This window comes from Microbacterium sp. NRRL B-14842 (genome assembly GCF_050470785.1).
In genome coordinates, this window is record NZ_JBFLUM010000001.1 from 1,580,521 (window position 1) to 1,605,761 (window position 25,241).

General features: G+C 70.8%; 22 protein-coding genes and 1 tRNA gene. 5 read left to right on the top strand and 18 right to left on the bottom strand.

The features are described from left to right. Positions 1-25: 25 nt before the first annotated feature. From AB1285_RS07940 to AB1285_RS07950, 3 genes are all read right to left on the bottom strand, one after another. Positions 26-1,036 (bottom strand): DNA topoisomerase IB, encoded by a 1,011-nt coding sequence (locus AB1285_RS07940; protein WP_259951698.1) that lies wholly within the window; start codon positions 1,034-1,036, stop codon positions 26-28. Between the two features lie 73 nt (positions 1,037-1,109). Further along, positions 1,110-1,616 carry a hypothetical protein gene (locus tag AB1285_RS07945; RefSeq protein ID WP_071328486.1) on the bottom strand — a complete coding sequence of 169 codons (507 nt, stop codon included), beginning with the start codon at positions 1,614-1,616 and terminating at the stop codon, positions 1,110-1,112. Between the two features lie 9 nt (positions 1,617-1,625). After that, a complete protein-coding gene (locus AB1285_RS07950; protein ID WP_370429115.1) occupies positions 1,626-2,900 on the bottom strand; it encodes an MFS transporter in 1,275 nt (424 codons plus the stop codon). An 84-nt stretch (positions 2,901-2,984) separates the two neighbouring features. On the opposite strand from AB1285_RS07950, the gene AB1285_RS07955 reads away from it, so the two are divergent. Further along, the gene (locus tag AB1285_RS07955; protein WP_366236608.1) at positions 2,985-3,800 is read left to right on the top strand and encodes a hypothetical protein; all 816 of its coding nucleotides are present in this window, start codon (positions 2,985-2,987) and stop codon (positions 3,798-3,800) included. Positions 3,801-3,888: 88 nt separating this feature from the next. Then, complete coding sequence (locus AB1285_RS07960) at positions 3,889-4,740, top strand: class II glutamine amidotransferase (RefSeq protein WP_370429116.1); 852 nt, start codon at positions 3,889-3,891, stop codon at positions 4,738-4,740. Positions 4,741-4,801: 61 nt separating this feature from the next. Here AB1285_RS07960 and AB1285_RS07965 read toward each other — a convergent pair. From AB1285_RS07965 to AB1285_RS08005, 9 genes are all read right to left on the bottom strand, one after another. Then, positions 4,802-4,873, bottom strand: a tRNA-Gln gene (locus AB1285_RS07965). Between the two features lie 100 nt (positions 4,874-4,973). Continuing rightward, positions 4,974-6,479, bottom strand: coding sequence for a glutamate--tRNA ligase (gltX, locus tag AB1285_RS07970; RefSeq protein WP_292794410.1), 1,506 nt, complete (start codon positions 6,477-6,479; stop codon positions 4,974-4,976). Positions 6,480-6,508: 29 nt separating this feature from the next. Continuing rightward, positions 6,509-7,273, bottom strand: a complete 765-nt coding sequence (locus tag AB1285_RS07975) for a class I SAM-dependent methyltransferase (RefSeq protein ID WP_187663940.1) — start codon at positions 7,271-7,273, stop codon at positions 6,509-6,511. Next, the gene (locus tag AB1285_RS07980) at positions 7,270-8,529 is read right to left on the bottom strand and encodes an MFS transporter (RefSeq protein ID WP_292794405.1); all 1,260 of its coding nucleotides are present in this window, start codon (positions 8,527-8,529) and stop codon (positions 7,270-7,272) included. The genes AB1285_RS07975 and AB1285_RS07980 overlap by 4 nt, the downstream gene beginning before the upstream one ends. Continuing rightward, positions 8,526-9,305 (bottom strand): fumarylacetoacetate hydrolase family protein, encoded by a 780-nt coding sequence (locus tag AB1285_RS07985; protein ID WP_187663938.1) that lies wholly within the window; start codon positions 9,303-9,305, stop codon positions 8,526-8,528. The genes AB1285_RS07980 and AB1285_RS07985 overlap by 4 nt, the downstream gene beginning before the upstream one ends. 115 nt (positions 9,306-9,420) lie before the next feature. Next, positions 9,421-10,401, bottom strand: coding sequence for a type IV toxin-antitoxin system AbiEi family antitoxin domain-containing protein (locus tag AB1285_RS07990; RefSeq protein ID WP_292794401.1), 981 nt, complete (start codon positions 10,399-10,401; stop codon positions 9,421-9,423). Positions 10,402-10,592: 191 nt separating this feature from the next. After that, positions 10,593-11,693: a branched-chain amino acid aminotransferase gene (locus AB1285_RS07995; RefSeq protein WP_187663936.1), complete on the bottom strand. Its 1,101-nt coding sequence runs from the start codon at positions 11,691-11,693 to the stop codon at positions 10,593-10,595. 62 nt (positions 11,694-11,755) lie between these two features. After that, a complete protein-coding gene (locus AB1285_RS08000; RefSeq protein WP_259951707.1) occupies positions 11,756-12,799 on the bottom strand; it encodes a 3-isopropylmalate dehydrogenase in 1,044 nt (347 codons plus the stop codon). A gap of 82 nt (positions 12,800-12,881) precedes the next feature. Further along, positions 12,882-14,417: an MFS transporter gene (locus AB1285_RS08005; RefSeq protein WP_292794393.1), complete on the bottom strand. Its 1,536-nt coding sequence runs from the start codon at positions 14,415-14,417 to the stop codon at positions 12,882-12,884. Between the two features lie 96 nt (positions 14,418-14,513). On the opposite strand from AB1285_RS08005, the gene AB1285_RS08010 reads away from it, so the two are divergent. Next, entirely contained in the window at positions 14,514-15,056 is a 543-nt protein-coding gene (locus AB1285_RS08010; RefSeq protein ID WP_268776402.1) for a TetR/AcrR family transcriptional regulator, read from the top strand. A gap of 73 nt (positions 15,057-15,129) precedes the next feature. On the opposite strand, the gene serA is transcribed toward AB1285_RS08010, so the two are convergent. The 3 genes from serA to AB1285_RS08025 form a co-directional block, all read right to left on the bottom strand. Further along, the gene (gene serA, locus AB1285_RS08015) at positions 15,130-16,734 is read right to left on the bottom strand and encodes a phosphoglycerate dehydrogenase (protein WP_105949735.1); all 1,605 of its coding nucleotides are present in this window, start codon (positions 16,732-16,734) and stop codon (positions 15,130-15,132) included. Positions 16,735-16,865: 131 nt separating this feature from the next. After that, positions 16,866-17,201, bottom strand: a complete 336-nt coding sequence (locus tag AB1285_RS08020) for a hypothetical protein (protein ID WP_292794385.1) — start codon at positions 17,199-17,201, stop codon at positions 16,866-16,868. Further along, on the bottom strand, positions 17,198-17,668 hold the full coding sequence (locus tag AB1285_RS08025; RefSeq protein WP_292794382.1) for a hypothetical protein: 471 nt from the start codon (positions 17,666-17,668) through the stop codon (positions 17,198-17,200). Before AB1285_RS08025 ends, AB1285_RS08020 begins: the two co-directional genes overlap by 4 nt. 83 nt (positions 17,669-17,751) lie before the next feature. Here AB1285_RS08025 and AB1285_RS08030 point away from each other — a divergent pair, with 83 nt between their 5' ends. Continuing rightward, positions 17,752-18,702, top strand: a complete 951-nt coding sequence (locus AB1285_RS08030; protein WP_292794380.1) for a hypothetical protein — start codon at positions 17,752-17,754, stop codon at positions 18,700-18,702. A gap of 2 nt (positions 18,703-18,704) precedes the next feature. Here the strand turns inward: AB1285_RS08030 and AB1285_RS08035 are convergent, their stop codons facing one another. After that, positions 18,705-19,367 (bottom strand): GntR family transcriptional regulator, encoded by a 663-nt coding sequence (locus AB1285_RS08035; protein ID WP_292794377.1) that lies wholly within the window; start codon positions 19,365-19,367, stop codon positions 18,705-18,707. Between the two features lie 74 nt (positions 19,368-19,441). Here AB1285_RS08035 and AB1285_RS08040 point away from each other — a divergent pair, with 74 nt between their 5' ends. Next, the gene (locus AB1285_RS08040) at positions 19,442-22,276 is read left to right on the top strand and encodes an FAD-binding and (Fe-S)-binding domain-containing protein (protein WP_370428910.1); all 2,835 of its coding nucleotides are present in this window, start codon (positions 19,442-19,444) and stop codon (positions 22,274-22,276) included. A 58-nt stretch (positions 22,277-22,334) separates the two neighbouring features. Here AB1285_RS08040 and AB1285_RS08045 read toward each other — a convergent pair whose 3' ends face one another. Continuing rightward, positions 22,335-23,684, bottom strand: coding sequence for an alpha-L-fucosidase (locus tag AB1285_RS08045; RefSeq protein WP_370428911.1), 1,350 nt, complete (start codon positions 23,682-23,684; stop codon positions 22,335-22,337). Beyond that, on the bottom strand, positions 23,681-25,228 hold the full coding sequence (locus AB1285_RS08050) for a M81 family metallopeptidase (RefSeq protein WP_370428939.1): 1,548 nt from the start codon (positions 25,226-25,228) through the stop codon (positions 23,681-23,683). The genes AB1285_RS08045 and AB1285_RS08050 overlap by 4 nt, the downstream gene beginning before the upstream one ends. Positions 25,229-25,241: the final 13 nt, after the last annotated feature.

Sequence of the window (25,241 nt, forward strand, 5' to 3'; positions counted from 1 at the left end):
GGTCAGCTGGGGAGCTCCCGCGGCCTCATCCGCGCCGCCCGGCACCGCGCCGGTTGACCTTCCGCGACGTCTCGGGCCCGCCCAGCAGCCGCCGGATCGCCGTCTCCGGGGTCACATCGAGGTCGAGCGTCCTCCCCCGGCCGTACTGACGGAACACCCGAGGGTCGATGTAGCTGTTGCGGGCGACGGCAGTCGTGTTGCCCAGGGCGGTCGCCGCCGCCTGCACCGCGAGGCGCTCGGCCTGGTTCCGCTGTCCGCGGCGGTCGAGGACGCCGATGCGGGCCAGGGCGTCTGCGGCGATGATCGTGCCGTGGAGGGTGCGGAAGTCCTTGGCGGAGAAGCTGGCCCCCAGCACGTCCTTGAGGTACGTGTTGACCTCGGCGGGCGTGATCTTCACCCGCCGCCGGCCTTTCCGGTAGGCCAGGAGGAAGGCGGTGGAGGCGCCGCTCGCGAAGTCGGTGAGGGCATCGGCGAGGGATTCGTCGGTGATCTCGATCGCGGCGGTCTGTCCGCTCTTCGCCGGGAAGGACAGGGCGACATCGCCGCCGTCGATGCGGACGTCGCGGCGGCGGAGCGTGGTCAGGCCGCGGCTGCCGTGGCGCGCCAGGTAGCGTTCCGAACCGATCCGCAGCGCGGCGTCGTCGAGCAGGCGGAAGGCGATCGCGAGGGCTCGCTCCTTCGTCTGGCCGTCCTCCTTGAGAGCCTTGGTGACCTGCGCGCGGGCGCTGGGCAGGGCCGCGGCGAGGTCCAGTGCGCGGACGAACTTGCGACGGTCGCGGGAGACCCGCCAGAGCGGGTGGTAGAGGTACTGCTTGCGACCGGCGGTGTCGATCCCCACGGCCTGGATGTGCGCGAGCGGGTCGGCCGCGATCCACACGTCCTGCCACGCCGGCGGGATCACCAGGTCGCTGATGCGTTCGCGATCCGCCTCGGGCGCAGGCTCCCCCATCGGATCGACGTACCGGAATCCCGAGCTCGTCCGCTTCCGCGTGAAGCCCGGGTCCTGACCGGGTACCACTCGCACCAGTCGCGCCATGCGTCTCTCCTCCCGCCGTGCAGCTCCTCCGAGTGTGGAGTGACCCCGGTCTCGGCGGGAAGGGAGTGGCGTCTCACCCCGCCGGCGTGCTATCCGCGTCGGCGTCCTTCGCGAAGACCGCCCGCATGTGGTCGCTGGTGAGGAAGTCAGCGATGCCGATCATGATCAGGCTGAAGACGATCTGCTCGGTGACCATCCAGACCGGATAGAGACCGGGGATCGCCGCCATGACGAGCGTGATGACCGGGAAGATCTGCGCGAACAGCCGCAGTCGGAGGTAGGCCCAACGCCATCCGCGGCGCGCACGCCACGCGAAGTAGAACAGCGTCGCCGTCATCGCCAGCACCACGAGCGTGCGCATCCACACGGCGAAGGGCACGCTGTCCCCGTCCGCGGCGAGCACGAGCGCGACCACGACAGCGCCCACCCCGAGCACCAGCTCGGCGACGAGGAGCCAGAGGATCCAGGTGAAGGCACGGACCGTCCTGGGGTGAGTGCGGCCGGCGTCGCTGATCAGCACGCCGGCCTGCCGCCCACCCGCGATCCGGTCGAGACGGAGGAAGAGCGGTTCGAGGGCCATGCTCGGAGCCTAGACCGGCGGCGTCCGCTCGACCTCGTCCGTTCGATGGACCTCGACGCCGCCGTTGGCCGCTTCCGGGAGCACCCGCTCCAGCACCATCGCCAGCACGCCGACGGCGAGACTGCCCGCCACCATGACCGCGATGAACCACCCGCTGACGCCGACGCCGAGGAGCACCCCCGCGACGAGCGGGCCGAGGATCGCTCCGCCCTGGAAAGCGGCGGAGTTGAGGGCGTTGTAGCGGCCGCGAGTGCGGTCGGTCGCGAGATCGTTGTAGATGGCGGGGATCGTCGGCTGCATCATGGTCTCCCCGAACGCGAAGACGCCCATGAACGCGATCACCGCGATCGCGGCCGTGACCGAGTCGGGGAGCAGACCCGCGGCACCGAGCATGACCCAAGAGACGGCCCAGATGAGCGCCATGACCTGCATGACCCTGGTGCGGCGGCGACCGTTGATGAGGCGGAGGACGGCGAACTGCAGCAGCACGATGACAGCCGTGTTCACCGCGAACGAGACGCCGACCACGGCGGTCGACACCTGGGCGATCTGACGGGCGTAGGCGGGGAAGCCCGCCTCGATCTGTCCGTACCCGATGAAGACGGAGAAGAAGGTCAACAGCGTCATCCACAGCACCGCCGGTCGACGGAGGATCTCCCGGTAGCCGCCCTCGGTGGTCACCGCCGGGTCGGGCTCCGCCTGCGTGCGCACGTGCCGGAGCGGACCCAGGAGCAGTGCCAGCGGGATGAGGCTCGTGGCCGCGTCGATGAGGAAGATCGTGGTGAAGGTCGACGGCTCCGTCACGTCGACGAAGAAGCCGCCGATGATGCCGCCCACGCCGATGCCGAGGTTGACGAGGGCGAAGTTCACGCCGAAGTACTGCTGACGGACCTCGCCGTCGACCACCGAGGCGATGAGCGCGTTGAAGCCGGGCCAGGAGACCCCGAAGTTGACCCCGATGAGCACGACCGCGACGGTCGCGACGGCGGGATGCGTGGCGTAGGCGAGGAGCGTGCACCCCGCGATCATCGAGAGCAGTCCCACGATCAGCACACGGCGGGCGCCGAAGCGGTCGATGAGCGTACCGCCGGGGCCCGTGACGACGAGCCCCATGATCGCGATGAGGCTCATGAGCGCCCCGGAGAACCCGAGATCGAAGCCGCGGACCTCGTGGAGGTAGATGATCGTGAACGGCAGCGTCATCCCCCGCCCGAGCGTCTGGATCGCCACGGTCGACAGCAGCCAGCGCCCCTCGGTGGGCAACGCGTTCCAGAAAGACCTCATACCGATCACCTCGTCATTGTTCCAGGAGCCGCGGACATCGGATGACCGCCGGGCTCCCGGGAGCAAAGCCGATATTCTGCGAACATGCCCGTGTCGTTCGAAGACTTCCGCTCCGCCCTGCTCCACGCACCGACCCGTGAGGCCTGGGGCCTCGTGCTCACCGATGCCGAGGCGCAGCAGGTCGCCGCGGACGAGCAGGCGAGCCGGGCCTGGTACGACTACTGGCTCGCCACCACGGCGCCGGCGACGCCCGCCCCCGCGGCGGCAGGGCTCGGCGGACACGAACTCCCCAGCGCCGCAGCGCCCGGGTTCGCTGCGGCGCCGCCGCCGGCACCGGCCGCGCAGGGACCCGTCTCCTCCGGTGGGCCGGAGATCGCGTTCCCCGCTTCGGAGAGCACCGGGAGGAAGAGCCGGGTCGGCCTCTGGGTGACGCTGGGCATCGTGGGCGCGCTGCTGCTGATCGCCGCGATCGTCACGGTGTTCGCGTTCACGACCGCACGCCACTGGACCAAGGTCGACGTGCCGGAGAAGCCCGAGACCTTCCACAGCGAGGAGTACGAGACCGGCAAGTACCTCGTCGCCGACGACGGCGTGAGCCCGTGCGCGGTGGACCAGGACTGGACGGACTGCATCGGCCTCATGGAGGCCGAGTACGCGGGCGCATGCGCCGGGGTCGACCTCGTCCCCGCCGCCGCGGACCTGTGCGCCCAGCACCGCGCCGAGATCGACCGGATGATCGCGGAGGACGCGGACGGGATGTACGTGGCCTCCCTCGGCGATTTCGGACACCTCACCCGGACGCCCGAGACGGCGACGCGCCAGGTCTCGAACGACGATGCCGAGCCGGCCGTCACGCATGAGGCCGTGTGCTATCTGGGGTTCCTGGGAGAGTGCGAGTAGCGCTTCACCATCCGCGGGTCTCGCCGGGGAGGCCGACCGAGCGTATCGTCGGGCACAGACCTGATCGGGTCGGGGACGAGGTGTCGACATGTGCCGGTGGCTGGCGTATGTGGGAGAACCGCTGCACCCGTCGGAGGTGATCCTCGACGCGCGACATTCGCTCGTGGCGCAGTCCCTGGACTCGCCACTCGGCGCGGAGACCGTGAACCGGGACGGGTTCGGCCTCGGCTGGTATCCGGTGTCGAACCGTGAGGACTCGGGGCAGCCGCCGGGGCCCGCGCTGTTCCGGAGCATGGAGCCCGCCTGGAACGATCTGAACCTGCGCGAGATCTCCCGCATGATCCGCAGCCCGCTGTTCTTCAGCCATGTGAGAGCCGCCGCCGGGCCGCCGGTTCAGCAGACCAACTGCCACCCGTTCCGGCACGCGAACTGGCTCTTCATGCACAACGGCGGCCTGACGGACTTCCTGACGGTGAAACGCGACCTCACTCTCGCCGTCGATCCCTCCCTCTACCCGGAGATCCAGGGCACCACCGACTCCGAGGTGCTGTTCCACCTCGCCCTGACACTCGGCCTGCAGGACGATCCGATCGCGGGGATGCGGGCGGCCATCCGGGAGGCCGAACGAGTGGGCCACGAGCATGGCATCCGCTTCCCGGTGCAGGGCACCTTCGCGGTCTCCGACGGCGCCACCGTGTGGGCGATCCGCTATTCGACCGCCGGACGCTCCCGCTCCCTCTTCCACTCCACCGACATCGAGACTCTTCGTCGGATGTACCCCGATGCGGAACGTCTTCGCGTCTTCGGTCGCCGGGCGCACGTGATCGTCTCCGAGCCGCTGAACGATCTGCCCGGTGCGTTCGAAGAGGTCCCCGAATCCACGGTCTCGATCCTCGACGAGGCGGGCTACCGGTACGAGCCCTTCCTCGAAGCTGCGTGAGCACTGACGTTCCTGCCGGGGGAACGAGAAAACCCCCACCGGAGCGGGGGTTTTCGAAGTGCTGGGGTACCTGGACTCGAACCAAGAACAACTGAACCAGAATCAGCCGTGTTGCCAATTACACCATACCCCAAGGGCGAAACCGGAGCCTCGCACCGAGAGTCAAGCTTACCCGAGCGGCGACCGATCACCAAAACCACCGGTGCCGTGTCGCCGCTCGGGCGCGTCGCGGATCAGTTCGCGAGGAACGCCGAGAGCGCGCGCAGGCGGCGCAGCGACTCGTCCTTGCCCAGCAGCTCCATCGACTCGAACAGGGGCGGCGAGACGCGGCGGCCGGTGATGGCCACGCGCGGCGGCCCGTAGGCCACGCGCGGCTTGAGCTCGAGGTTCTCCACGAGCGCCGTCGAGAGCGCCTCCTGGATCTTCTCCGGGGTGAAGTCGGCGACCGGCTCCAGCGCGGTGACGCAGGCGTCCAGCACCGCGGCGGCGTTGGCCGGCAGCCCCTTGAGCGCATCCGCGTCGTACGACACCTCGTCGCGGAACAGGAAGCCGAGCATGCCCGGCACCTCGCCCAGCAGCTGCACGCGCTCCTGCACCAGCGGCGCCGCGCGGAAGGCGAGGACGAGCTGCTCGTGGGTCGGCTCGTCGAACAGACCGGCCGCGGCGAGGTACGGCACCGTGCGCTCGGCGAAGTCCTTCACGTCGAGCATGCGGATGTGGTCGCCGTTGATCGACTCGGCCTTCTTCTGGTCGAAGCGGGCCGGGTTGGGGTTCACGTTCTCGATGTCGAACGCGGCGATGAACTCGTCGAGCGAGAACACGTCGCGGTCCGGGCCGATCGACCAGCCCAGGAGCGCGAGGTAGTTCAGGAGGCCCTCATGGATGAAGCCGCGCTCCCGGTGCAGGAACAGATCGGCCTGGGGGTCACGCTTGGAGAGCTTCTTGTTGCCGGTCTCCCCCAGCACGAGCGGCATGTGGGCGAACCGCGGCACGAACGTCGTCACACCCGCGTCGATGAGAGCGGCGTAGAGCGAGAGCTGGCGCGCGGTGGAGGGCATGAGGTCTTCGCCGCGGAGCACGTGCGTGATGCCCATCAGCGCGTCGTCGACGGGGTTCACGAAGGTGTACAGCGGCACCCCGTTCGGGCGCACGACGACGAAGTCCGGGAAGGAGCCCGCGGGGAAGGTGACCTCGCCGCGGATGAGGTCGACGTACGTGAGGTCCTCGTCCGGCACCCGCAGGCGGAGGGCGGGCTGCCGGCCCTCGGCGCGGAAGGCGGCCTTCTGCTCGTCGGTGAGGTTACGGTCGAAGTTGTCGTAGCCGAGCTGCTTCGCGCGGCCGTTGGCCTCGTTGCGGGCGTCGATCTCCTCGGCCGTCGAGTAGCTCTCGTAGAGCGCGCCCGTCGCGAGGAGCTTGTCGATCACCTCGCGGTAGATGTCGTGCCGCTCGGACTGCCGGTACGGGGCGTGCGGGCCGCCGACCTCGACACCCTCGTCCCAGTCGATCTTCAGCCACGCGAGCGCGTCGACGAGCTGGCGGAAGCTCTCCTCGCTGTCGCGCGCGGCGTCGGTGTCCTCGATGCGGAACACCATCTTCCCGCCGTTGTGACGGGCATAGGCCCAGTTGTACAGAGCCGTGCGGACCATGCCGACGTGCGGCAGCCCCGTCGGAGAGGGGCAGAAGCGGACGCGGACGTCGGCGCCGCTGGCGGTCGTGGTGAGGGGATGCGGAGTAGCCATAGCCCTTCGATTCTACGGGTGCGGGCGGGTCAGCCCCGGCGCGAGACCGCCACCGCCGCGCGGTGCTCCAGGGGCAGCACTGTTCCCACCCGATGCGCCGCGACCGTCTCCTCGAACCCCGCGCGGAACCGGCGGCGCTCGGCCGTGGAGAGCAGGGCGTACTGGGCGCCGGCGCCGGCCACACCCCCTTCGACGGAGGTCCACAGCGCGCCGGGGTCGGCCTCCCACGTCCAGGTGTGCTCGGTGACCACGACCTCCGGGAGCCCGGCGTCGGTGAGCACGTCCGCGAAGCCGTCCGGGGTGCGTGCGAAGTCCTCTTCGGCGGGGAGCCTCTCCCCCGCGTACGGCGGCAACCCCGCGCGTTCGACGACCTCCGCCCAGAACCACGACGGCGAACGGGTCCAGATCGTCGCGGCGACCGGACCACGCGCGACCCGACCCAGCTCGCGGGCGGCGGTCCGCGGGGAGGAGACGTGGTTCAGCACGAAGTTCGCCACGGCGGCATCGAAGGACCCGTCGCCGAAGGGCAGCGTCGGCAGCCCGCCCTCGACGATGCGCAGCGTCGGGTGCTCCCGGTGGGCGACGGCACGCATCGTCGGCTCGGGCTCGCAGGCTGTGACGTCCCATCCCCGGCGTGCGAAGCGGGACGTGAGACGGCCTTCCCCCGCGCCGACGTCCAGCAGGCCACGACCCTCCGCCGGGCCGAGTGCGGCGGTAAGAGGCTCGAAGGTCCCGGCGCACAGGGCGGCGTACGAAGCGGCATAGGCCTCTCCGACGCCGTCCCAGGCCTTCACCGCGCGCTGCTCCGGGCGAGCGGTGACAGCGCGACGATCGCGAGGACGAGCACCGAGGCCGCGATGCCGAGCCCGGCGTACTGGAAGTTCGACAGCACGATGCCGGCGAGGACGGACCCGGCGGCGGCGGACAGGCTCATCAGCGAGTCGCTGCGTCCCTGACGACGAGTGCGCACCTCGGGCGCGGAGGCTTCGGTGAGCAGCGCGGCACCGGCGACCGTCGCGGCACTCCAGCCGAGGCCGAGGAGGATGAGGGCGACCATGACGCCCCACGCCTCGGTGCCCGCGAAGACGGCGAAGGCCAGGGCGCCGCCGAGCAGAGCCTGCCCGAGCAGCACCACGCGCAGCCGCCCCCAGCGGTCGGCCAGCACGCCGAACACCGGCGAGAGCGCGTACATGCCGCCGACGTGCAGCGCGATGGTGATGCCGACGAGCGCTGAGACGTCCGCCGGTGTCGCCGCCGCACCGTGAGCGCCGTGGGCCATGTGCGAGAGATGCACCGGGGTCATCGCCATGACCGACGCCATCACCACGTGCGACCCCGCGATGGCGAAGATCGCGTAGCGGGCCACGCGCGGGCGGTCCGCCACGATGGCGCTCGTCGTCGCGGCCGCCGCCTGAGCGAGTCGCTGCGCGGACAGCAGCGGATCGGGGCGCAGGGCGACGAGGTAGAGCGCGAGCGCCGCGCACTGCGCGACGAACGAGAAGACGTAGGAACCCGTCTGCGGAGGCATCCCGATCGCCTGTCCGACCATCTCCCCCGGGCCGAGCAGCAGCGGTCCCGCCACGCCGCCGATCGTCGTGGACCAGACGACGATCGAGAGGTCACGCCCGCGGTGCTGCGGCGCCGCGAGGTCCGTGGCCGCGAACCGGGATTGCAGGTTGCCCGCGTTCCCCGCACCGATCAGCAGGATGCCGACGAGCAGGAGCGGGAAGACGCGCACCGACGCCGCGAGGATCACCACGGCGATGCCGACGAGGGCGAAGAGATTGCCGAGGGTGAGGGCGCGGCGGCGTCCGAGCCGTGCGGCCATCCGGGCGAGCGGGATCGCGCAGAGCGCGGCGCCCAGGGTCACCGATGCCGTCGCGAGCCCGGAGAGCGCGTCGCTGCCGGAGATGTCCGCGGCGAGCAGCGCACCGAGCGACACGGTGGCGCCGAAGGCGATGCCGCCCAGCACCTGCCCCAGCGACAGCACGAGCACGGTGCGGCGCTGGACCGCCTGCTGCTGCGTCGCCGTGAGGGCGACGTCGGTCATGACGCGGGAGCGGCGTCGCGCACGGGGTTGCGCAGGATGCCGAGTCCGGAGATCTCCACCTCGACGGTGTCGCCCGCCTCGAACGTGCCGACGCCCGCGGGTGTCCCCGTCATGATGACGTCGCCCGGAAGGAGCGTGAACACCGCGGAGGCGTACTCGATGATCGCGGCGACCGAGTGGATCATGTCGGTGAGCGGCGCGTGCTGGCGAACCTCGCCGTTGACCCGCGTCTCGATCGTGGCCTGCGCGGGGTCGAAGTCCGTCTCGATCACGGGTCCGAGCGGGCAGAATGTGTCGAAGCCCTTCGCCCGCGACCACTGCCCGTCCTTGCGCTGCAGGTCGCGTGCGGTGACGTCGTTGCCGATCGTGTAGCCGAGCACGTGGTCGAGGGCGTTCTCCGCCTTCACGTTCTTCGCGATCCGTCCGATCACGACCACGAGCTCGCCCTCGTACTCCGTGCGCTCGGACAGCGCGGTGGGACGCACGATCGCGTCGTCCGGGCCGATCACGGCGGTGTTCGGCTTGAGGAACAGCAGCGGCTCCTCGGGGGCCACTCCCCCCATCTCGGCGGCGTGATCGTGGTAGTTCTTGCCGACGCACACGACCTTGGAGCGCGGGATGACGGGCGCGAGCAGCGTGACCTCGGTCAGCGGGACGCGGGCGCCGGTGGTCTCGTACCCAGAGAACATCGGGTCCCCGGCGAGGACCACGAGCTCGCGGTCGTCGATGATCCCGTACATGATGGCGTCGTCGTGGCTGAACCGGGCGATCTTCATGCCTCCAGCCTAGATCCCCTCCTTTATCGTCGAGACCCCGGTTTGTCGTCGAGACCCCGGTTCGCTTGCGCGGGAGAGGCGGGGTCTCGACGGAAGCCCAGGGCCCCGGTGGAACTCATCCGGGAGGACGGACGCCGAACGCGCCGAGCCGTCGTCCGAGGTCCTCAGGGGTGCGGATGTGCCGGGAGCCCCAGCGCACCACCCGCCAGCCGGTCACCCCGCGGATCTCGTCCTCGCGGTGCTTCTCCGCCATCACCGCATCGGCTGCCGTGGGCATCGTCCGCAGCTCTGCGTCCCGGTACTTGTCCTCCCCGTCGAACTCTCCGAAGGCCCGGGACCGCGGGAACCCGAAGTCGGCGAAGTACCGCGCGCTGTCGGAGCCCACGATGGGGACCTGCAGATCGATGTCTCGGAACCCGAGTCGATGCAACTGGAGGCGACTCACGCTCTCGCCCGGGAGCTGCGCCCGTCCATCCGCGAAGGCTCCGATCCATCGCGCGCGCCGCACACCCCGGAGTCCCGGCACGCACAGGCTTTCGACTTCGGCCCGCCAGGCGGCGACGGCATCCTGGTCCACCTCGTGCCCGTCGACCGAGACCAGCCGCAGTGCCGCATCCCTCGCGGCGACGACGGCCTCCGGTCGCAGCAGTCGGGCGAGATCGAACACGGTGCGGGCCAGCGACGTGCACCGGAGCCCGTGCCGCCGGACGACATCGCCCTCGTCGAGCATCATCTGGTGTCGGACGACCCCGGCCTCGGTCCTGGTGTGCCGACGGCTGCGGATCGCGGTGTGCACGTCGTCCCGGATCGGCCCCACGAGCGGCAGCCCCCAGAGCGCGGCGGCGGAGAGGTGCGAGAACACGGGACCCCCGCCCGGACTGGCCCTGCGGACGGCGCACACCCGCACGAGCTGCCGCCCCTCTGGCCACAGCTCGTCCCAGACATCCGCGTCGACGTACGCCCCGCGGTGCACGCGCCGTAGCCTGCCGTGCGCGACCGCCGCCGCCAGCTCCCGTTCCGTGACGCCCGCATCGAGGACCTCCTCCCGCGACCGCACGAGATCCCAGGCATCGGAGAACGAGAGGCGCCGCGACATCCCCTCACTCTCCCCCGCTCACTCTCTCCTCCCCCCGTTCTCCACACCCCCCCACCCCTCATCCCCCACTCCCCCCGCACTGTGCAGGAACGACCCCGGCGCGCGAGACCCCGGGTACACGACGAGACCCCGCCTACCACGCGTCGACACGGCGGGGTGTCGGCGGGAAGACGGGGTCTCGGGGAATGGAATCAGGCGTCGAGGCGGAGGAGCCAGCCGTGCTTGTCCTCGCGGCGGCCGTACTGGATGTCGGTGAGCTCCTCGCGGAGCGACAGCGCCAGCTCGCCCAGCGGCTGCGGCTCGTCGAAACCCTCGCCCACGAGCGCGCCGATCGGCGTCACGACCGCGGCCGTGCCACAGGCGAACACCTCGACGATGTCGCCGGAGGCCACGCCCTCGCGCCACTCGTCGATCGAGATCGGTCGCTTCTCGACCGTGTAGCCGCGGTCCTCGGCGAGCTGCAGCAACGAATCCCGCGTGATGCCCTCGAGGATGCTGTCGGACTCCGGCGTGACGACACGACCGTCCTTGAAGACGAACACGACGTTCATGCCGCCGAGCTCCTCGACGTCGCGGTTCTCGTTGAGGAACACGACCTGGTCGCAGCCCTTCGCGCTGGCCTCGGCCTGCGGCAGGAGGCTGGAGGCGTAGTTGCCCCCCGTCTTCGCCTTGCCGGTGCCACCGCGGCCGGCGCGGGCGTAGTCCTCGGAGAGCCAGATGCGCACCGGCTTCACGCCTCCGGTGAAGTAGGCGCCCGCGGGGCTGGCGATCACGTAGTAGGCGACCTTCTGCGCGGCCCGCACGCCGAGGAAGGCCTCCTTGGCGAACATGAACGGACGCAGATACAGGCTCTGGTCGGCACCGGAGGGCACCCACCGGCCGTCGACGGCGATGAGCTCCCGCAGCGACTGGATGAAGTACTCCGTCGGCAGCTCCGGCAGCGCGAGGCGGCGGGCACTGGCCTGCAGGCGCGCGGCGTTGCGGTCGGGACGGAAGGTGTGGATCGAGCCGTCGGCGTGCCGGTAGGCCTTGATGCCCTCGAAGATCTCCTGTGCGTAGTGCAGCACGGACGCCGCGGGGTCGAGCGGGATCGGGCCGTAGGGCTGCACACGCGGACGGTGCCAGCCGCCCTTGACCGACCAGCAGATGTCGACCATGTGGTCGGTGAAGACGACCCCGAAACCGGGGTTCTCCAGCACTTCGGCGACGCGTGCCGGCGAGGCCGCGTTCAGGTTCTTCGTCACGGCGAACTCCAGGGGAGCCACGCTCGTCTCGGCGTCGATCGTCGTCATGTCGTCATCCAATCCTCGTGGGGTGGGCGCATCCTCGCGCCCTGTCAGCCTACGCCCGCCGTTCAGAGACGGGCAGTGATCGCGGAGCCGATCTCCGCGGTGGTGCGGGCACCGCTGCGGGCGGCGATGTCCGCCTCGACCGCGGCGCTCACACGCGCCGACTCGGCCGTCAGGCCGAGGTGGTCGAGCAGCAGCGCGATGGAGAGGATCGCGGCGGTCGGGTCGGCCTTCTGCTGACCCGCGATGTCCGGAGCCGAGCCGTGCACAGGCTCGAACATCGACGGGAAGTTGCCATCGGGATTGATGTTCCCGGAGGCGGCGAGGCCGATGCCGCCCGTGACGGCGCCGGCGAGGTCGGTGAGGATGTCACCGAAGAGATTGTCCGTCACGATCACGTCGAAGCGCGAGGGATCGGTGACGAGGAAGATGGTGGCGGCGTCGACGTGCAGATAGTCGACGGCGACGTCGGGGTGCTCGGCGGCGACCTCGTTCACGATGCGCTGCCAGATCGCGCCGGCGTGCACGAGCACGTTGGTCTTGTGCACCAGGGTGAGCTTCTGACGGCGGCGCTCCGCGAGGGCGAACGCATAGCGGACGACCCGCTCGACACCGAACGCCGTGTTCACGGAGGTCTCGTTCGCCACCTCCTGCGGCGTCCCCTTCCGGATCGCTCCGCCGTTGCCGACGTAGGGACCTTCCGTCCCCTCGCGAACGACGACGAAGTCGACCTCGCCCGGGTCCGACAGCGGACCGGGAGCTCCGGTGAAGAGCTTCGAGGGACGCAGGTTCACGTAGTGGTCGAGCGTGAACCGGAGCTTCAGCAGCAGCCCACGCTCGATGTTCGCGTCCTTCAGCCGCGGGTCGCCCGGCGTCCCGCCGACCGCGCCGAGGAGGATCGCGTCGTGGGCGGCGATCGCGGCGAGGTCGTCGTCCGTGAGCGTGTCGCCCGTCTCGAGGTACCGTCCGGCACCGAGCGAGAAGCGGGTCTTGTCGAACGTCACGTCGCTGTCGGCCGTGACGGCGTCGAGCACCTTCTCCGCCTCGGCGATGACCTCGGGACCGATGCCGTCACCCGGGATGACGGCCAGCTTCACGACACGCGACATGAGACTCCTTGCGCACTGCACGGGGGTGGACCGACCGCGGCGCGACCGCGGGTCGAACGGGCCGGTCCCCCCAGCGTAGTGGTCAGTGCGTGGGTGCCTTGCGCAGTGTGACGGCCGCGATGACCGCCGCGACGACGACGAGGCCCGCCCCGATGAGCGAGGTCACGGTGACGCCCGAGCCGAACGCGTCGGCCGCTGCCTGCCACAGGGCGTCGCCGAGCGCGGTCGGGAGCTCGTGGGCGGCGGTGTACGCACCGGCCAGCGTCTCCTGCGCAGCGCGGGCCACCTCGGCCGGAAGCCCCTCGGGCAGCACCAGCGCGCCGCGGTAGAACGCGGTGATGATGCCGCCCAGGATCGCGGTCCCCAGCACGGCACCGAGCTCGTACGCCGTCTCGGACACCGCGCTCGCGGCACCGGCCTTCGCGGCGGGGGCGCTGGACAGGATGAGCTCGTTCGAGATGGTCTCGGCCGCACCGATGCCGATGCCGAGGACGACGAAGGCGAGGATGAGCGGCGCCACGCCGTGCTCGTGCGTCGTGAAGGCGACGATGAGGTACCCCACGACGGAGAACACCAGTGCCGCCGGGATGAGGACGTGCGGCGGAACCCGTCGCGAGATCGGCACCACCGTGAGTCCGGCGACGATCATCGCCGCCATCCCCGGCACGAGCGCGAGGCCCGCGACCATCGGCGAGAGCCCCAGCACGAGCTGCAGGTGCTGCGAGACGAAGTACAGGAACCCGACGAGGGCCACGACGCTGAGCAGGTTCACCAGGATCGCCCCCGAGAACGACCCGCGGCGGAACAGGGCCATGTCGAGCATCGGGGTGTCGGCACGGAGCTGACGGCGCACGAACAACGTCCCCATCACGAGGCCGAGCAGCGCCCATCCCCCGGCGTACAGCGACGGGCCGTCGACCGCGAAGGACTTGATGGCGTAGACGACCGGGATCATCGCGGCCATCGAGAGCACGATGCTGAGCGGGTCGATGCGGCCGGGATTCGGGTCACGGCTCTCCGGCACGAGCAGCGGCGCGGCGATGAGCAGCGGGATGAGGACGGGGACGGCGATGAGGAACACCGAGCCCCACGCGAAGTGCTCGAGGAGGAAGCCGCCGACGATGGGGCCGAGCGCGGATCCGGCGGAGAACGCAGACGCCCAGACCGCGATGGCCATGCGGCGCTGGTCGCGGTTCTGGAAGATCGACCGCAGCAGCGAAAGAGTCGAGGGCATGAGCATGGCGCCGAAGAAGCCGAGCAGGGCGCGCGCCGCGATGAGCAGTCCCGCGGTCGGCGCGAAGGCGGCCAGAGCGGAGACCACGGCGAACCCCGTGGCTCCGATGAGGAGCAGGCGGCGGCGCCCGAAGCGGTCGCCCAGCGTCCCCATGGTCACCAGGAGTCCGGCGAGCACGAGCGGATAGACGTCGATGATCCACAGCTGCTCGGCCCCGCTCGGCGCGAGCGAGATCGAGATCTCGGGCAGCGCGAAGCTCAGCACCGTGTTGTCCACCGACACCAGCAGCACCGGGAGCATGAGGACGACGAGCGCCGCCCACCCCCGAGCTCCGACGCGGGGAGCTTCCGTCTCTGTCGTCGGGATCGACGCAGTACGGGTCATGGAACACCTTTCCTTCCTGTGGACCGCTCGTTACTAAACCGTCCGGATGGTATAGTAACAGACGCAGCCCTCCCGATCCCGCTCAGAGGATGACCGATGCCCCGCCCTCCCCTCGCCCGTGAGAAGGTCCTCGACGCCTTCGAGGCGATCCTCATCGACGACGGCGAACGCGCCGCGACGCTCGAGGCCACGGCGAAGGCCGCCGGCGTGTCGAAGGGCGGCCTGCTCTACCACTTCCGCTCCAAGGACGACCTGGAGACCGGGCTCCTGGAGCGCCTGGACCACCTGACCACCCTCGACCTGGAGCGCATGCGCACCGCCGAGGAGGGCCCCGTCGCCTACTACGTGCGGACCTCGGTGATGGAGGACGACGCCCTCGATCGGGCGCTCATCGCCACGACCCGGCTGGCCCAGGGCGGCTCTACCGCCGCGTCCGACATGCTCCGGGATACCCGGCGTCGCTGGGCGGAGACGATCCGTCCGCACGTCCGCGACACCGCCAGCCTCGACCTCGTGATGCTCGTGAGCGACGGCCTCTACTTCAACAACTCGCTCGACGTGCATGGGCCGGAGCGCCTGGTCCCACGCAGCGACGAGCTCGCCGATCTCATCGCCCTCGTGCTGCGCGCCACCGCCTGACGCCGGACAAGGCTGCGGGTACGGAGAAGGGCGGGAGCCTCGCGCTCCCGCCCTTCTCCCCCGCTCTGCGGTGTCAGACCTCGGTGATCTCGATCTGACGGAAGAGGTCGGCGTCGATGGCACCGCGCACGTCGTCCAGCAGCTCCTCGGACACGGGCGAGTCGAGCGTCAGCACGCTGAGCGCCTGATCGCCCGCCGCGAGCCGCGAGATCTGCATGCCGGCGATGTTGATCCCGGCCTCGCCGAACTTCTGTCCGTAGACGGCGACGATGCCGGGGCGGTCGGTGTAGAGCATCACGACGTGATGCTTCTCGATCGGCAGCTCCAAGGCATGGTCGTTGATGCCGACGAGCTTCTCGGCCTGCTTCGGTCCGGTCAGCGTGCCCGACACCGAGAGCTGCGATCCGTCGGACAGCGCCCCCGTGAGGGTGATGACGTTCCGGTACTCCTCGCTCACGTCGTCCTTGAGCAGGCGCACCGCGATGCCGCGCTGCTCCGCCAGGAGGGGCGCGTTCACGTACGACACGGTCTCGCTCACGATGTTCGTGAAGACACCCTTGAGGGCCGCGAGCTTGAGCACGCTCACGTCGTAGTCGTTGAGCTCGCCGTGCACCTCGACGTCGAGGCTCGTGAGCGGCGACGTGGCCAGTGCGGCGAAGATCTGACCGAGCTTCTCCACGAGCGAGATGCCGGGACGCACGTACGGGTCGATGACGCCGCCCGCGACGTTGACCGCATCCGGGACGAGGTCACCGCCGAGCGCGAGCCGCACCGAGCGCGCGACCGAGACGCCGGCCTTCTCCTGTGCCTCTTCCGTGCTCGCACCGAGGTGCGGCGTGACGACGACGTTCGGGAGGTCGAGCAGGGCACGGGCGCTGCCACCCTCGGCCGGGGGCTCGGAGGTGAAGACGTCCAGACCCGCACCGGCGATCTCACCGGCGACGAGAGCTTCGTGCAGCGCCTCCTCGTCGATGAGCCCGCCGCGGGCGACGTTCACGACGAAGGCGGTCGGCTTCATGGCGGCGAACTGCTCGGCGCCGATCATGCCCGTCGTCTCCGGGGTCTTGGGCATGTGGATCGTGAGGAAGTCGGCTTCGGCGACGAGCTCGTCGAGCGAGAGGAGCTGCACGCCGAGCTGCTGAGCGCGCGCCGAGGTGACGTAGGGGTCGTACGCGACGACGCGCATGTCGAAGGCGGCCAGACGAGCGGCGACGAGAGCGCCGATCCGGCCGAGGCCGACGATGCCGACGGTCTTCTCGAAGAGCTCGGCACCGGTGAAGGAGCTGCGCTTCCACTGGCCGGCGGACAGCGAGGCGTGCGCGGCCGGGATCCGGCGGGCGAGGCTGAGGATGTGGCCGACCGTCAGCTCGGCGGCGGAGACGATGTTCGACGTCGGGGCGTTGACGACCATGACGCCGGCCGCGGTCGCAGCCTTGATGTCGACGTTGTCGAGGCCGACACCGGCCCGCGCGACGACCTTGAGCTTCGGCGCGTGCGACAGCGCCTCCTCGTCGATGCGGGTCGCGGAGCGGATGAGCACCGCGTCCGACTCCGCGAGGGCGGCGAAGAGCGCCTCGCGATCGGTGCCGTCGACGTGGCGGACGTCGAAGTCGGGGCCGAGCGCCTCGATCGTGGCGGGAGAGAGTACTTCGGCGATGAGCACGACAGGCTTCGGCACAGTGGATCCTTCGGGGCAGCGCGACAGGCGGGAGGGGCCGATGCGCCGCACACCGTCGGGGGCGCGATCGCGACAACTCTACCGGAGCCCCGGGGGCGCTCCGTGCCGTGTGACGGCGCGACGGATTCGGCTCAGGCGCTGGGCAGCGTCAGACTCAGCGCGAGCAGGCTCATCCAGAACACCGCGACGATGCCGAGTCCGGCGAGGAAGGTCAGGGCGAGCTCCCCCACACGACGGCGTCGGCCGATCGCGAAGGCGAACCCGAACACGATCACGGGGAACACGACACCGAACAGCAGCGTCGCCCATCCGGTGCCGGTGAGGCCGGTCTGGGCCATGGTGATGAGGTGCGCGACGGCGTTCCACACCGCATACGCGTAGAAGAGCCCGGCGAGGGCGATGACGGTCCACACGAGCCAGCGCGGCGAGCCGGTCGCCACGGCGGACGGTGACTTCGGAGCGGTCATGAGCCGATCACCCCCACGGTCACGAACGGCCACGGCACGAGCAGCACGACGCCGGCCAGGAGCACGGCGGCGCGGATCCAGGAGGCCCGGCCCCGCGTCAGCACCCACGTCGCGAGGAACCAGAGCGCGGGGGCGGCGATCGCCAGCACGAACCAGGGCAGGAACATGAAATCCGCGACGAGGAACGAGGCGAGCGGCTGCAGGCGGAGACCGCCGGCGATCCACCCCACGGTGTAGAGCAGGTAGACGCCCCCGACGACACCGACGAGTACCAGCATCGCATTGCTGAGACCGGAGGGCGCTGCGGTCTCCTCGTCCACCGACGCGGGTGCAGACGCCGAGGGTGCGACGGCCTCGGCCGGGATCGGTTCCGGAGCAGGCGTGGAACGCCGTGCGGCGTCCCGGGGGCGCTGCTCCGCGCTGTCGTCGCCGTCCCAGCTCAGGGCGTCGTCCGAATCGGATGTCATCTCTCCAGAGTAGGACACCCCGACCACTAGGCTCGGGGATGCCTCGGCGGGGTCGCCGGGGACTTTCGGGGGAAAGGACAACCATGGCCGAGAACGAGCCCACGTCGTCTGCTGCGCCGCGTCGTTCCACGGCCGGCGCCACGACCGGCGAACCGCCCGCGGGCTGGACGCCGAGCCCGGAGGCCAAGGCCTCCGCGACGCGCTTCCGCATCATCGCCGCGGTCCTCTGGGCGCTCGCGATCGCGGGTGAGGCCGTCGGCATCTTCTGGCTCCTGCGCCAGCGCGAGTTCGTCGACGAGGGCGGCGCGCTGCTCCGCGATCCGGACACCGGCCTCCTGGAAGAGCAGGGAGCGACGGCGCAGTTCCCCCAGTGGGCGTTCATCACCCTGCTCGTCCTGCTGGTCGTGATCGCGGCGCTGTCGATCATCGGCTCGATCCTGTGGAAGAAGGCCAACACTCTCGACCCCGCGCGCCGCGCCGACAAGACGCGGTTCTTCGTCCAGAACCAGCTCGGCGCGATCATCGCGGTCGTGGCCTTCCTCCCCCTGGTCATCCTCATCTTCCTGAACAAGGACATGGACAAGGGGCAGAAGGCGACCGCCGGCATCGTCGGCATCGTCCTGGCCGTCCTCGCCGCGATCGTCGGGACGAGCTTCGCCCCGCCGTCCGTGGAGCAGTACACCGCAGACCAGTCGGCCGTGATCCAGCTCCTCGGGGCCGATGAGGTCGTGTGGGTCGACGGCGGCAAGGTCTATCACGTCTGCGATGAGGTGCCCGCGATCCAGACCGGCAGCGAGATCCGCACCGGCACCACCTCCGAGGCCATCGAGGCGGGGAAGATCCGGCTCACACTGCAGTTCGCCTCCGAGCTGCGCACCTGCGGCCTCGCGGTACCCGAGAACGCCGACGAGATCACCGAGGCCCTCCGCGCGATCCAGGCCGGTCAGGTCGACACGCCTCTGCCCGCTCCCGTCTGGGCCGACCCGACGGATGCCCCGATCCGGATCCAGGACGCCCCCGCCGACGAAGGCTGACGTCAGGAGGCGCTCAAGGCCTCGACGAGACGGTCCTCCGCCGAGGCGAGGTGGGCGCGCAGCACCGCGGCGGCGCGCTCCGCGTCCCCGGCGGCGACAGCCTCGAGCATCTCCGCGTGCTGCGCGGCGATGAGTTCGGCATCCAGGAGACGCCGACCCTGCACCTGCGCCATGCACAGCCGCACCTCGTCCAGCACGCTCCGGTACATGCGGCTGGTCCGCTCGCTGCCCAGGGCGTCGATGAGCGCCGTGTGGAAGCGGAGGTCGGGATCGACCGTCGCGGGATCGGGGCCAGGCGCCATCGCCTGCAGCTCGGCGTTCGCCGCCACGGCGGCCGCCGGCACAGCAGCGCTCTCCGCGAGCTCGCGCAGCGCCGCGCTCTCCAGCCGGATCCGCGTGCGGTAGACGTCGCGGACGGTCTCCGCCTCGATGCCGACCACGCGCGCCGTGCGATGGGCCGTCCGCACGAGCAGTCCGCTGGCCACCAGCTGCTCGATGGCCGCTTTCGCGCTGGGACGGGCGACGCCGTAGGCCTGGGAGACCGCCGCCTCGGTCAGCGGCTCCCCCGAGCGGATCTCGCCGGAGAGGATCCGGCTGCGCAGCTGTCCGGTCACGGCGTCGACCACGCCGACCACGCCGAGGGGGCGCTCCGCGATCGAGGTCATGCGGAACAGTCTAGTGAGGCGTCCGTCATTCAGTACACTTGTCAGACAATCTTCGAGCGGAGCAGAGGAGCACCGTGCCCACCACCCTCGACCACCCCCTCGATCCCGCACTGCTGGGGCCCGAGACGCAGGTCCACGCCCGATCCATCGACCGCTTCGCCCGCGCCCACGACGCCTCGCACTACCTGCTCGTCCCGGACGCGGTGCTGTCCCCCGCGGACGCGGAGGGCGTCGCCCGCGCGTTCTCGGCGGTCCGGGCGGCCGGACGCACGCTCACGTTCCGCTCCGGCGGCACCAGCCTCTCCGGACAGGGCGTCAGCGGCGATATCCTCGTCGACACGCGCAGCCACTTCCGCGACATCCACATCGACGACGACGGCGCCGCGGTCAGGGTCGGCCCCGGGGCCACCGTCCGACAGGTGAACACGCGGCTGGCCCGGTACCGCCGCAAGCTCGGGCCGGATCCGGCCAGCGAGATCGCCTGCACGATCGGCGGCGTCGTCGCGAACAACTCCAGCGGCATGGCCTGCGGCATCACGGAGAACTCGTACCAGACGATCACGTCGATGGTCGTCGTGCTGCCCAGCGGCACCGTCCTGGACACCGGACGCGCGGACGCCGCGGACGTGCTCCGCGCCGCGGAACCCGCCCTGTTCGCCGGGCTGTCGTCGCTCCGGGAGCGTCTGCTCGCCTCGCCCGGGAACGTCGCGTTCCTGCGGCAGCAGTTCTCGATGAAGAACACGATGGGCTACGGCCTGAACGCCCTGCTCGACTTCGACGACCCGGTGCGGATCCTTGAACACCTCCTCATCGGATCGGAAGGGACCCTCGGCTTCGTCGCGGAGGCCCGTTTCCGCACCATCGAGGTGCGCCCCGCGATCGCCACCGGTCTGCTCGTCTTCGAGACGCTGTCGGCGGCGATGACCGCGCTCCCCGCTCTCACGGAGCTCGGACTCGCGACGATCGAACTCCTGGACGCCGCCTCGCTGCGCGTCGCCCAGGGCCTGAGCGACGTCCCCGCCGCGATCTCCGAGATCGACGTCCAGGGCCACGCCGCCCTCCTGGTCGAGGTGCACGCCGTGGATGACGACGCCCTCGCCGTCGCGAGCGCATCAGCGCAGGCGCACTTCGATGCCCTCCCCCTCGCCGTCGCCCCACGCCTGACGACCGATGCCGCCGAGCGCGCCGCACTGTGGCACGTCCGCAAGGGCCTCTACACCGCTGTCGCCGGGGCGCGGCCGTCCGGGACGACCGCGCTCCTCGAAGACATCGTCGTCCCCGTCCCCCGGCTGCTGGCCACCTGCGAGCGACTGATCGAGCTGTTCGCGGAGCACGGCTACGAGGGCTCCGTGATCTTCGGGCACGCGAAGGACGGCAACGTCCACTTCCTGCTGAACGAGCGCTTCGACGACCCCGAGAGCGTGGCGCGGTACCGCCGCTTCACGGACGACCTCGTCGAGCTCGTCCTCGCACAGGAGGGATCCCTCAAGGCCGAGCACGGTACCGGACGCATCATGGCGCCGTTCGTGCGGCGTCAGTACGGCGACGAGCTCACCGACATGATGTGGGAGATCAAGCGACTGTTCGATCCGGACGGGATCCTCAACCCCGGCGTCGTGCTGTCCGACGACCCGGACTCGTACCTCCGGGATCTCAAGCGCGTGCCCACGGTGGAGCGCGAGGTGGACCGCTGCGTGGAGTGCGGCTACTGCGAGCCGACCTGCCCGAGCAAGAGCATCACGCTCACCCCGCGGCAGCGCATCGTGCTGCGGCGGGACATGGCCTGGGCCGAGGAGCAGGGCGACACGGCGCTGCTGCGGGACCTGCGCGCGGACTACGACTACGACGGCGTGCAGACCTGCGCGGTCGACGGCATGTGCGGCGTGGCGTGTCCGGTGGACATCAACACCGGCGACCTCGTCCGCCGCCTCCGGGCCGAGCAGGAGAACGCCGTGGAGGGTGCAGCCTGGGGAACGGCGGCGAAGCACTGGAGCACCGTCACGCGCGCCGGCGGCGTCGCCCTCACGGTCGCCGATGCTCTCCCTGTCCCGCTCGTGCGCGGCGCGACGCGGGTCGGGCGCGCGGTGCTCGGCGCCGACACCGTCCCCCTCTACGACGGCGGCCTCCCCCGCGGCGGCACCGCGCCGCCTCGACCGGTCTCGCCTCCCGACGCCCAGGCCGTCTTCTTCGGCGCCTGCATCGGCACGATGTTCGGTCCGGAGGACGAGGGTCCCGGCTCCCGCGACGCCCTGCGCGCCCTGCTCGACCGCGCCGGGATCCCCGTCGTGGTCCCGGAGGAGAACGGCGGGCTCTGCTGCGGGACGCCGTGGAAGTCCAAGGGACACCTCGACGGCTATCGCCTCATGTCCGAGCGGGTGCTGGCCTCGCTCTGGGACGCCAGCCGCCACGGGGAGCTCCCGGTCGTCTGCGACGCGGCCTCCTGCACCGAGGGCCTCGACGTCATGCTCACCCAGGCCGTCGCCGCCCATCCGGAGTACGCCGGTCTGCGCATCGAGGACGCCACCACGTGCGTCGCGCGGGAGGTGCTGCCGCGCCTCTCCGTCGATGCGAAGCTCCCCTCGATCGCCGTGCACCCGACCTGTTCGACGACCGCGCTCGGCGCGACCGGGGCGCTGACGGCGATCGCCGCCGCCGTCGCTGACGAGGTCTTCGTGCCCGACGGCTGGGGCTGCTGCGCGTTCGCCGGTGACCGCGGCATGCTGCACCCCGAGCTCACCGCGAGCGCGACAGCCCAGGAATCGGCCGAAGTCTCCGCGGCCGATACGGCCCGCGGCGGCTTCGACGCCTTCGTGTCGGCCAACCGCACGTGCGAGATCGGCATGACCCGCGCCACCGGCCGCCCGTACCGCCACGTGATCGAGGTTCTCGAGGAGCGCACGCGCCCCTAGCTCAGCGACGAAGGGCCCCCGTCGGATCACCGACGGGGGCCCTTCTGCGGAGCGTGTGTCAGGCGCCGTGCGCGGTGAGCACGGCGACCGGAGCCTCGCGGAGACCGGCCGGGATCACGATGCGGGTCGAACCGCCGTCTGCGGACACCTCCGCCGGGGTCCCGTCGGCCCACGACAGCGCAGCGGCCGTGAGCTCGGACGGCAGCTCGAACTCGCCGTCCGCCGGCTCGAGCGCATGCACGTGCACCGCGTCGGTGGACGTGGTGTAGCGGCGAGGAGCCCCCGTGCGCTCCCCCATCCGCGTCCAGGGCCGCGTGCCGTAGATCGCCGCACCGCTCACGGCCAGCCAGCTGCCGAGCTCCTGCATCGCCTTCCGCTGCAGCGCCGGAATGGATCCGTCCGCCGCGGGGCCGACGTTGATGAGCAGGTTGCCGTTCTTCGCGACGACGTCGACGAGGAGCCGGATCAGGGCCGCGCCGGAGAGCGAGTGGCGCTCGTCCTCCGCCTGGTTGAACCCGAACGAGTAGCCGAGCCCGCGGGTCGACTCCCACGGCTCGGGGATGATGTCCGGGATGTCCGTGTATTCGCGGGTGAGGAACCCGTGGTACGGCACACCCCAGCGGTCGTTGACCACACCGTCCGGGACGGCGTCGAAGTACCGCTGCAGGAGTGCGGCCACGGCGTACTCCTCCGTGCCCTTGCCGCCGTCCGGCCACTCGATGTCGTTCCAGAGCACGTCGGGCGCGAACCGCTCCACGAGCTCCTCGAGCTGCGCGGCGGCGTAGCGGGAGAAGTGGGCGTCGTTGCGACGGAACCGGAACAGGTCGGTGTCCGACTCGATCGGCGGGAAGTCGCTGACGTGCCAGTCGAGCGCTCCGGAGTAGTACACGCCGAACTTGGCTCCCGCCCGCCGCGTGGCGTCGTGGAACTCGGAGATGAGGTCACGGCGAGGGCCGCGCGCGACGGCGTTGAATCCGGTCGTGGCGGTGTCCCACAGACAGAACCCCTCGTGGTGCTTGGTCGTGGGCACGACATAGCGCGCTCCGGCCGCGACGAGTTCACCGACGAAGGCCTCGGCATCGAAGGCGTCGGCGTCCCACTGGTCGGCGAGGTCCTCGTACGAGGTCCCAGGACCGTAGGTGCGCTGGTGGCGCTCCCACGTCGGGCTGCCCGGGATGCGCACCGTGTTGCCGTACCACTCCGCGTACTGGTGCCACGCATAGGCATCCTCGGTGGGGATGTTCACGCCCTCCCCGTGCTGCACGGCCCACGCCGGCACGGAGTACAGCCCCCAGTGCACGAAGAAGCCGAGCTTGGCGTCGCGGTACCAGTCCGGCACGCCGTTCGCAGGGTAGACCGGGGACGCCGCACCGAAGTCGGGGCCGGTGCGCTTCTCGAAGTTCATCATGATGCCGTGTCCTCCTCGTCGGCCCCGCGGCGCACGACCACCGCGGTCAGATCGGGGTCGCCTGTCGTGTCGAACGGGAACACCGCGGGGCGCAGGCGATGGTGTCCGAGGCGGAGCAGGTCCTGGTCCACCCCGCCCGGGGTGAGCGCCAGCGTCCATCCCGCTGCCAGCTCGTACAGCTCCGGCTCCAGGTAGCCGATCTTCACGACCACGATGTCGGCCGTCGTCGGCTCGAGCCCCAGCATCCGGAAGTCGGAGAGGTGGTGGAAGGGCTTGCGGCGCTCGGTCAGGATGGCGTGCAGCCCGCCGACCGCGAGCACCACCTGGGTGCCGGCGTCCGGGTCGCCGTCGGTGACGGAGAACACCGTGCCGGTGATCTCGACCGGTCCGTGGGGCCCGGAATCGACCGCGGCTCCGGCTGACAGCGTGACCGTCGCACCGACGCCCGCCTCCACGGCTTCGGCGACGGCCCGCGGATCGAAGATCGAGGCGACCAGCGTCGTGTGCGTGCCGTCGGTGAGCTCGGGTCGCTGCAGCAGGTGGGCGAGGGTCCAGGTCACATCGCCCGCTCCCCCGGCCGTCGGGTTGTCGCCGGAGTCGGAGATCACGTACGGATGCGGGGCACCGGGGGCCAGCGCCTCCTCCAGCGCGTCGTCGAGGCTTCCCGTCTTCGCGACGAAGACGAAGTCCTTCCGTGCCTCCCAGAACATCCGGGCCACGCGCTCCGCCTCACGGGCGATGACCTCCCTGTCGTCCCCGATGACCACGACGTACGCCTGGCAGCGCGGCTCGTCGGCCCATGCATAGCCGATCCACACCGACGCGTCCACGACGCCCGGCAGCGCCTCGATCTCCGGCAGCTCGGCGTAGATGCTCCGCGCGGGCTCCAGTCGCGTGCTCGTCTTCTCCCCGGGCAGCAGCACGGGCACGGGCACCCAGGCCGTGAAGGGCCGCCGTGCCTGCACGTCGCTGCCGTGCGGGCCGCGGAGACGGTCGAGCAGGTTCCACACCGCCCGCTCCTTCGTGTTCAGCCAGTCCTCATGCGGCGCCATCCGGTAGCAGGTGAGCAGATCCACCGCGTCGCGCAGAGTCTCCGAGACGTTGCCGTGCAGGTCCATCGATGTGGAGACGAGGGTGTCCGGGCCCAGGGCGTCCCGCACCGCGAGAGCGAGGTCGCCCTCGGCATCGTCCATCCCGACGACGCTCATCGCGCCGTGGATGTCGAAGAAGAATCCGTCGAACGGCCCCTGCGTGCGGATCCTCTCGACGATCGCGTCCTTCATCCGGCGGTAGGTGTCCGGGTCCACGGCACCGCCGGGCAGCGAACGGCCGTGCGTGAGCGGGACCCACTCCGCGGCCTCGGCGAGCTCGCGTCCGGCGTCGAGGAACGGGTAGTACGCCCGCAGTGCATCGCCGGTGCGGATCGTGAAGGCCTCGTCCCCGGAGATATGCGGGGAGAAAGTGCTCGACTCGATGGAGATGCCGCCGATGCCGATCCGGGGCCGCGCGAGCCCGCCCTCGGCGAGCGGCGGCAGCGGACCCATCCAGATCTCGTGG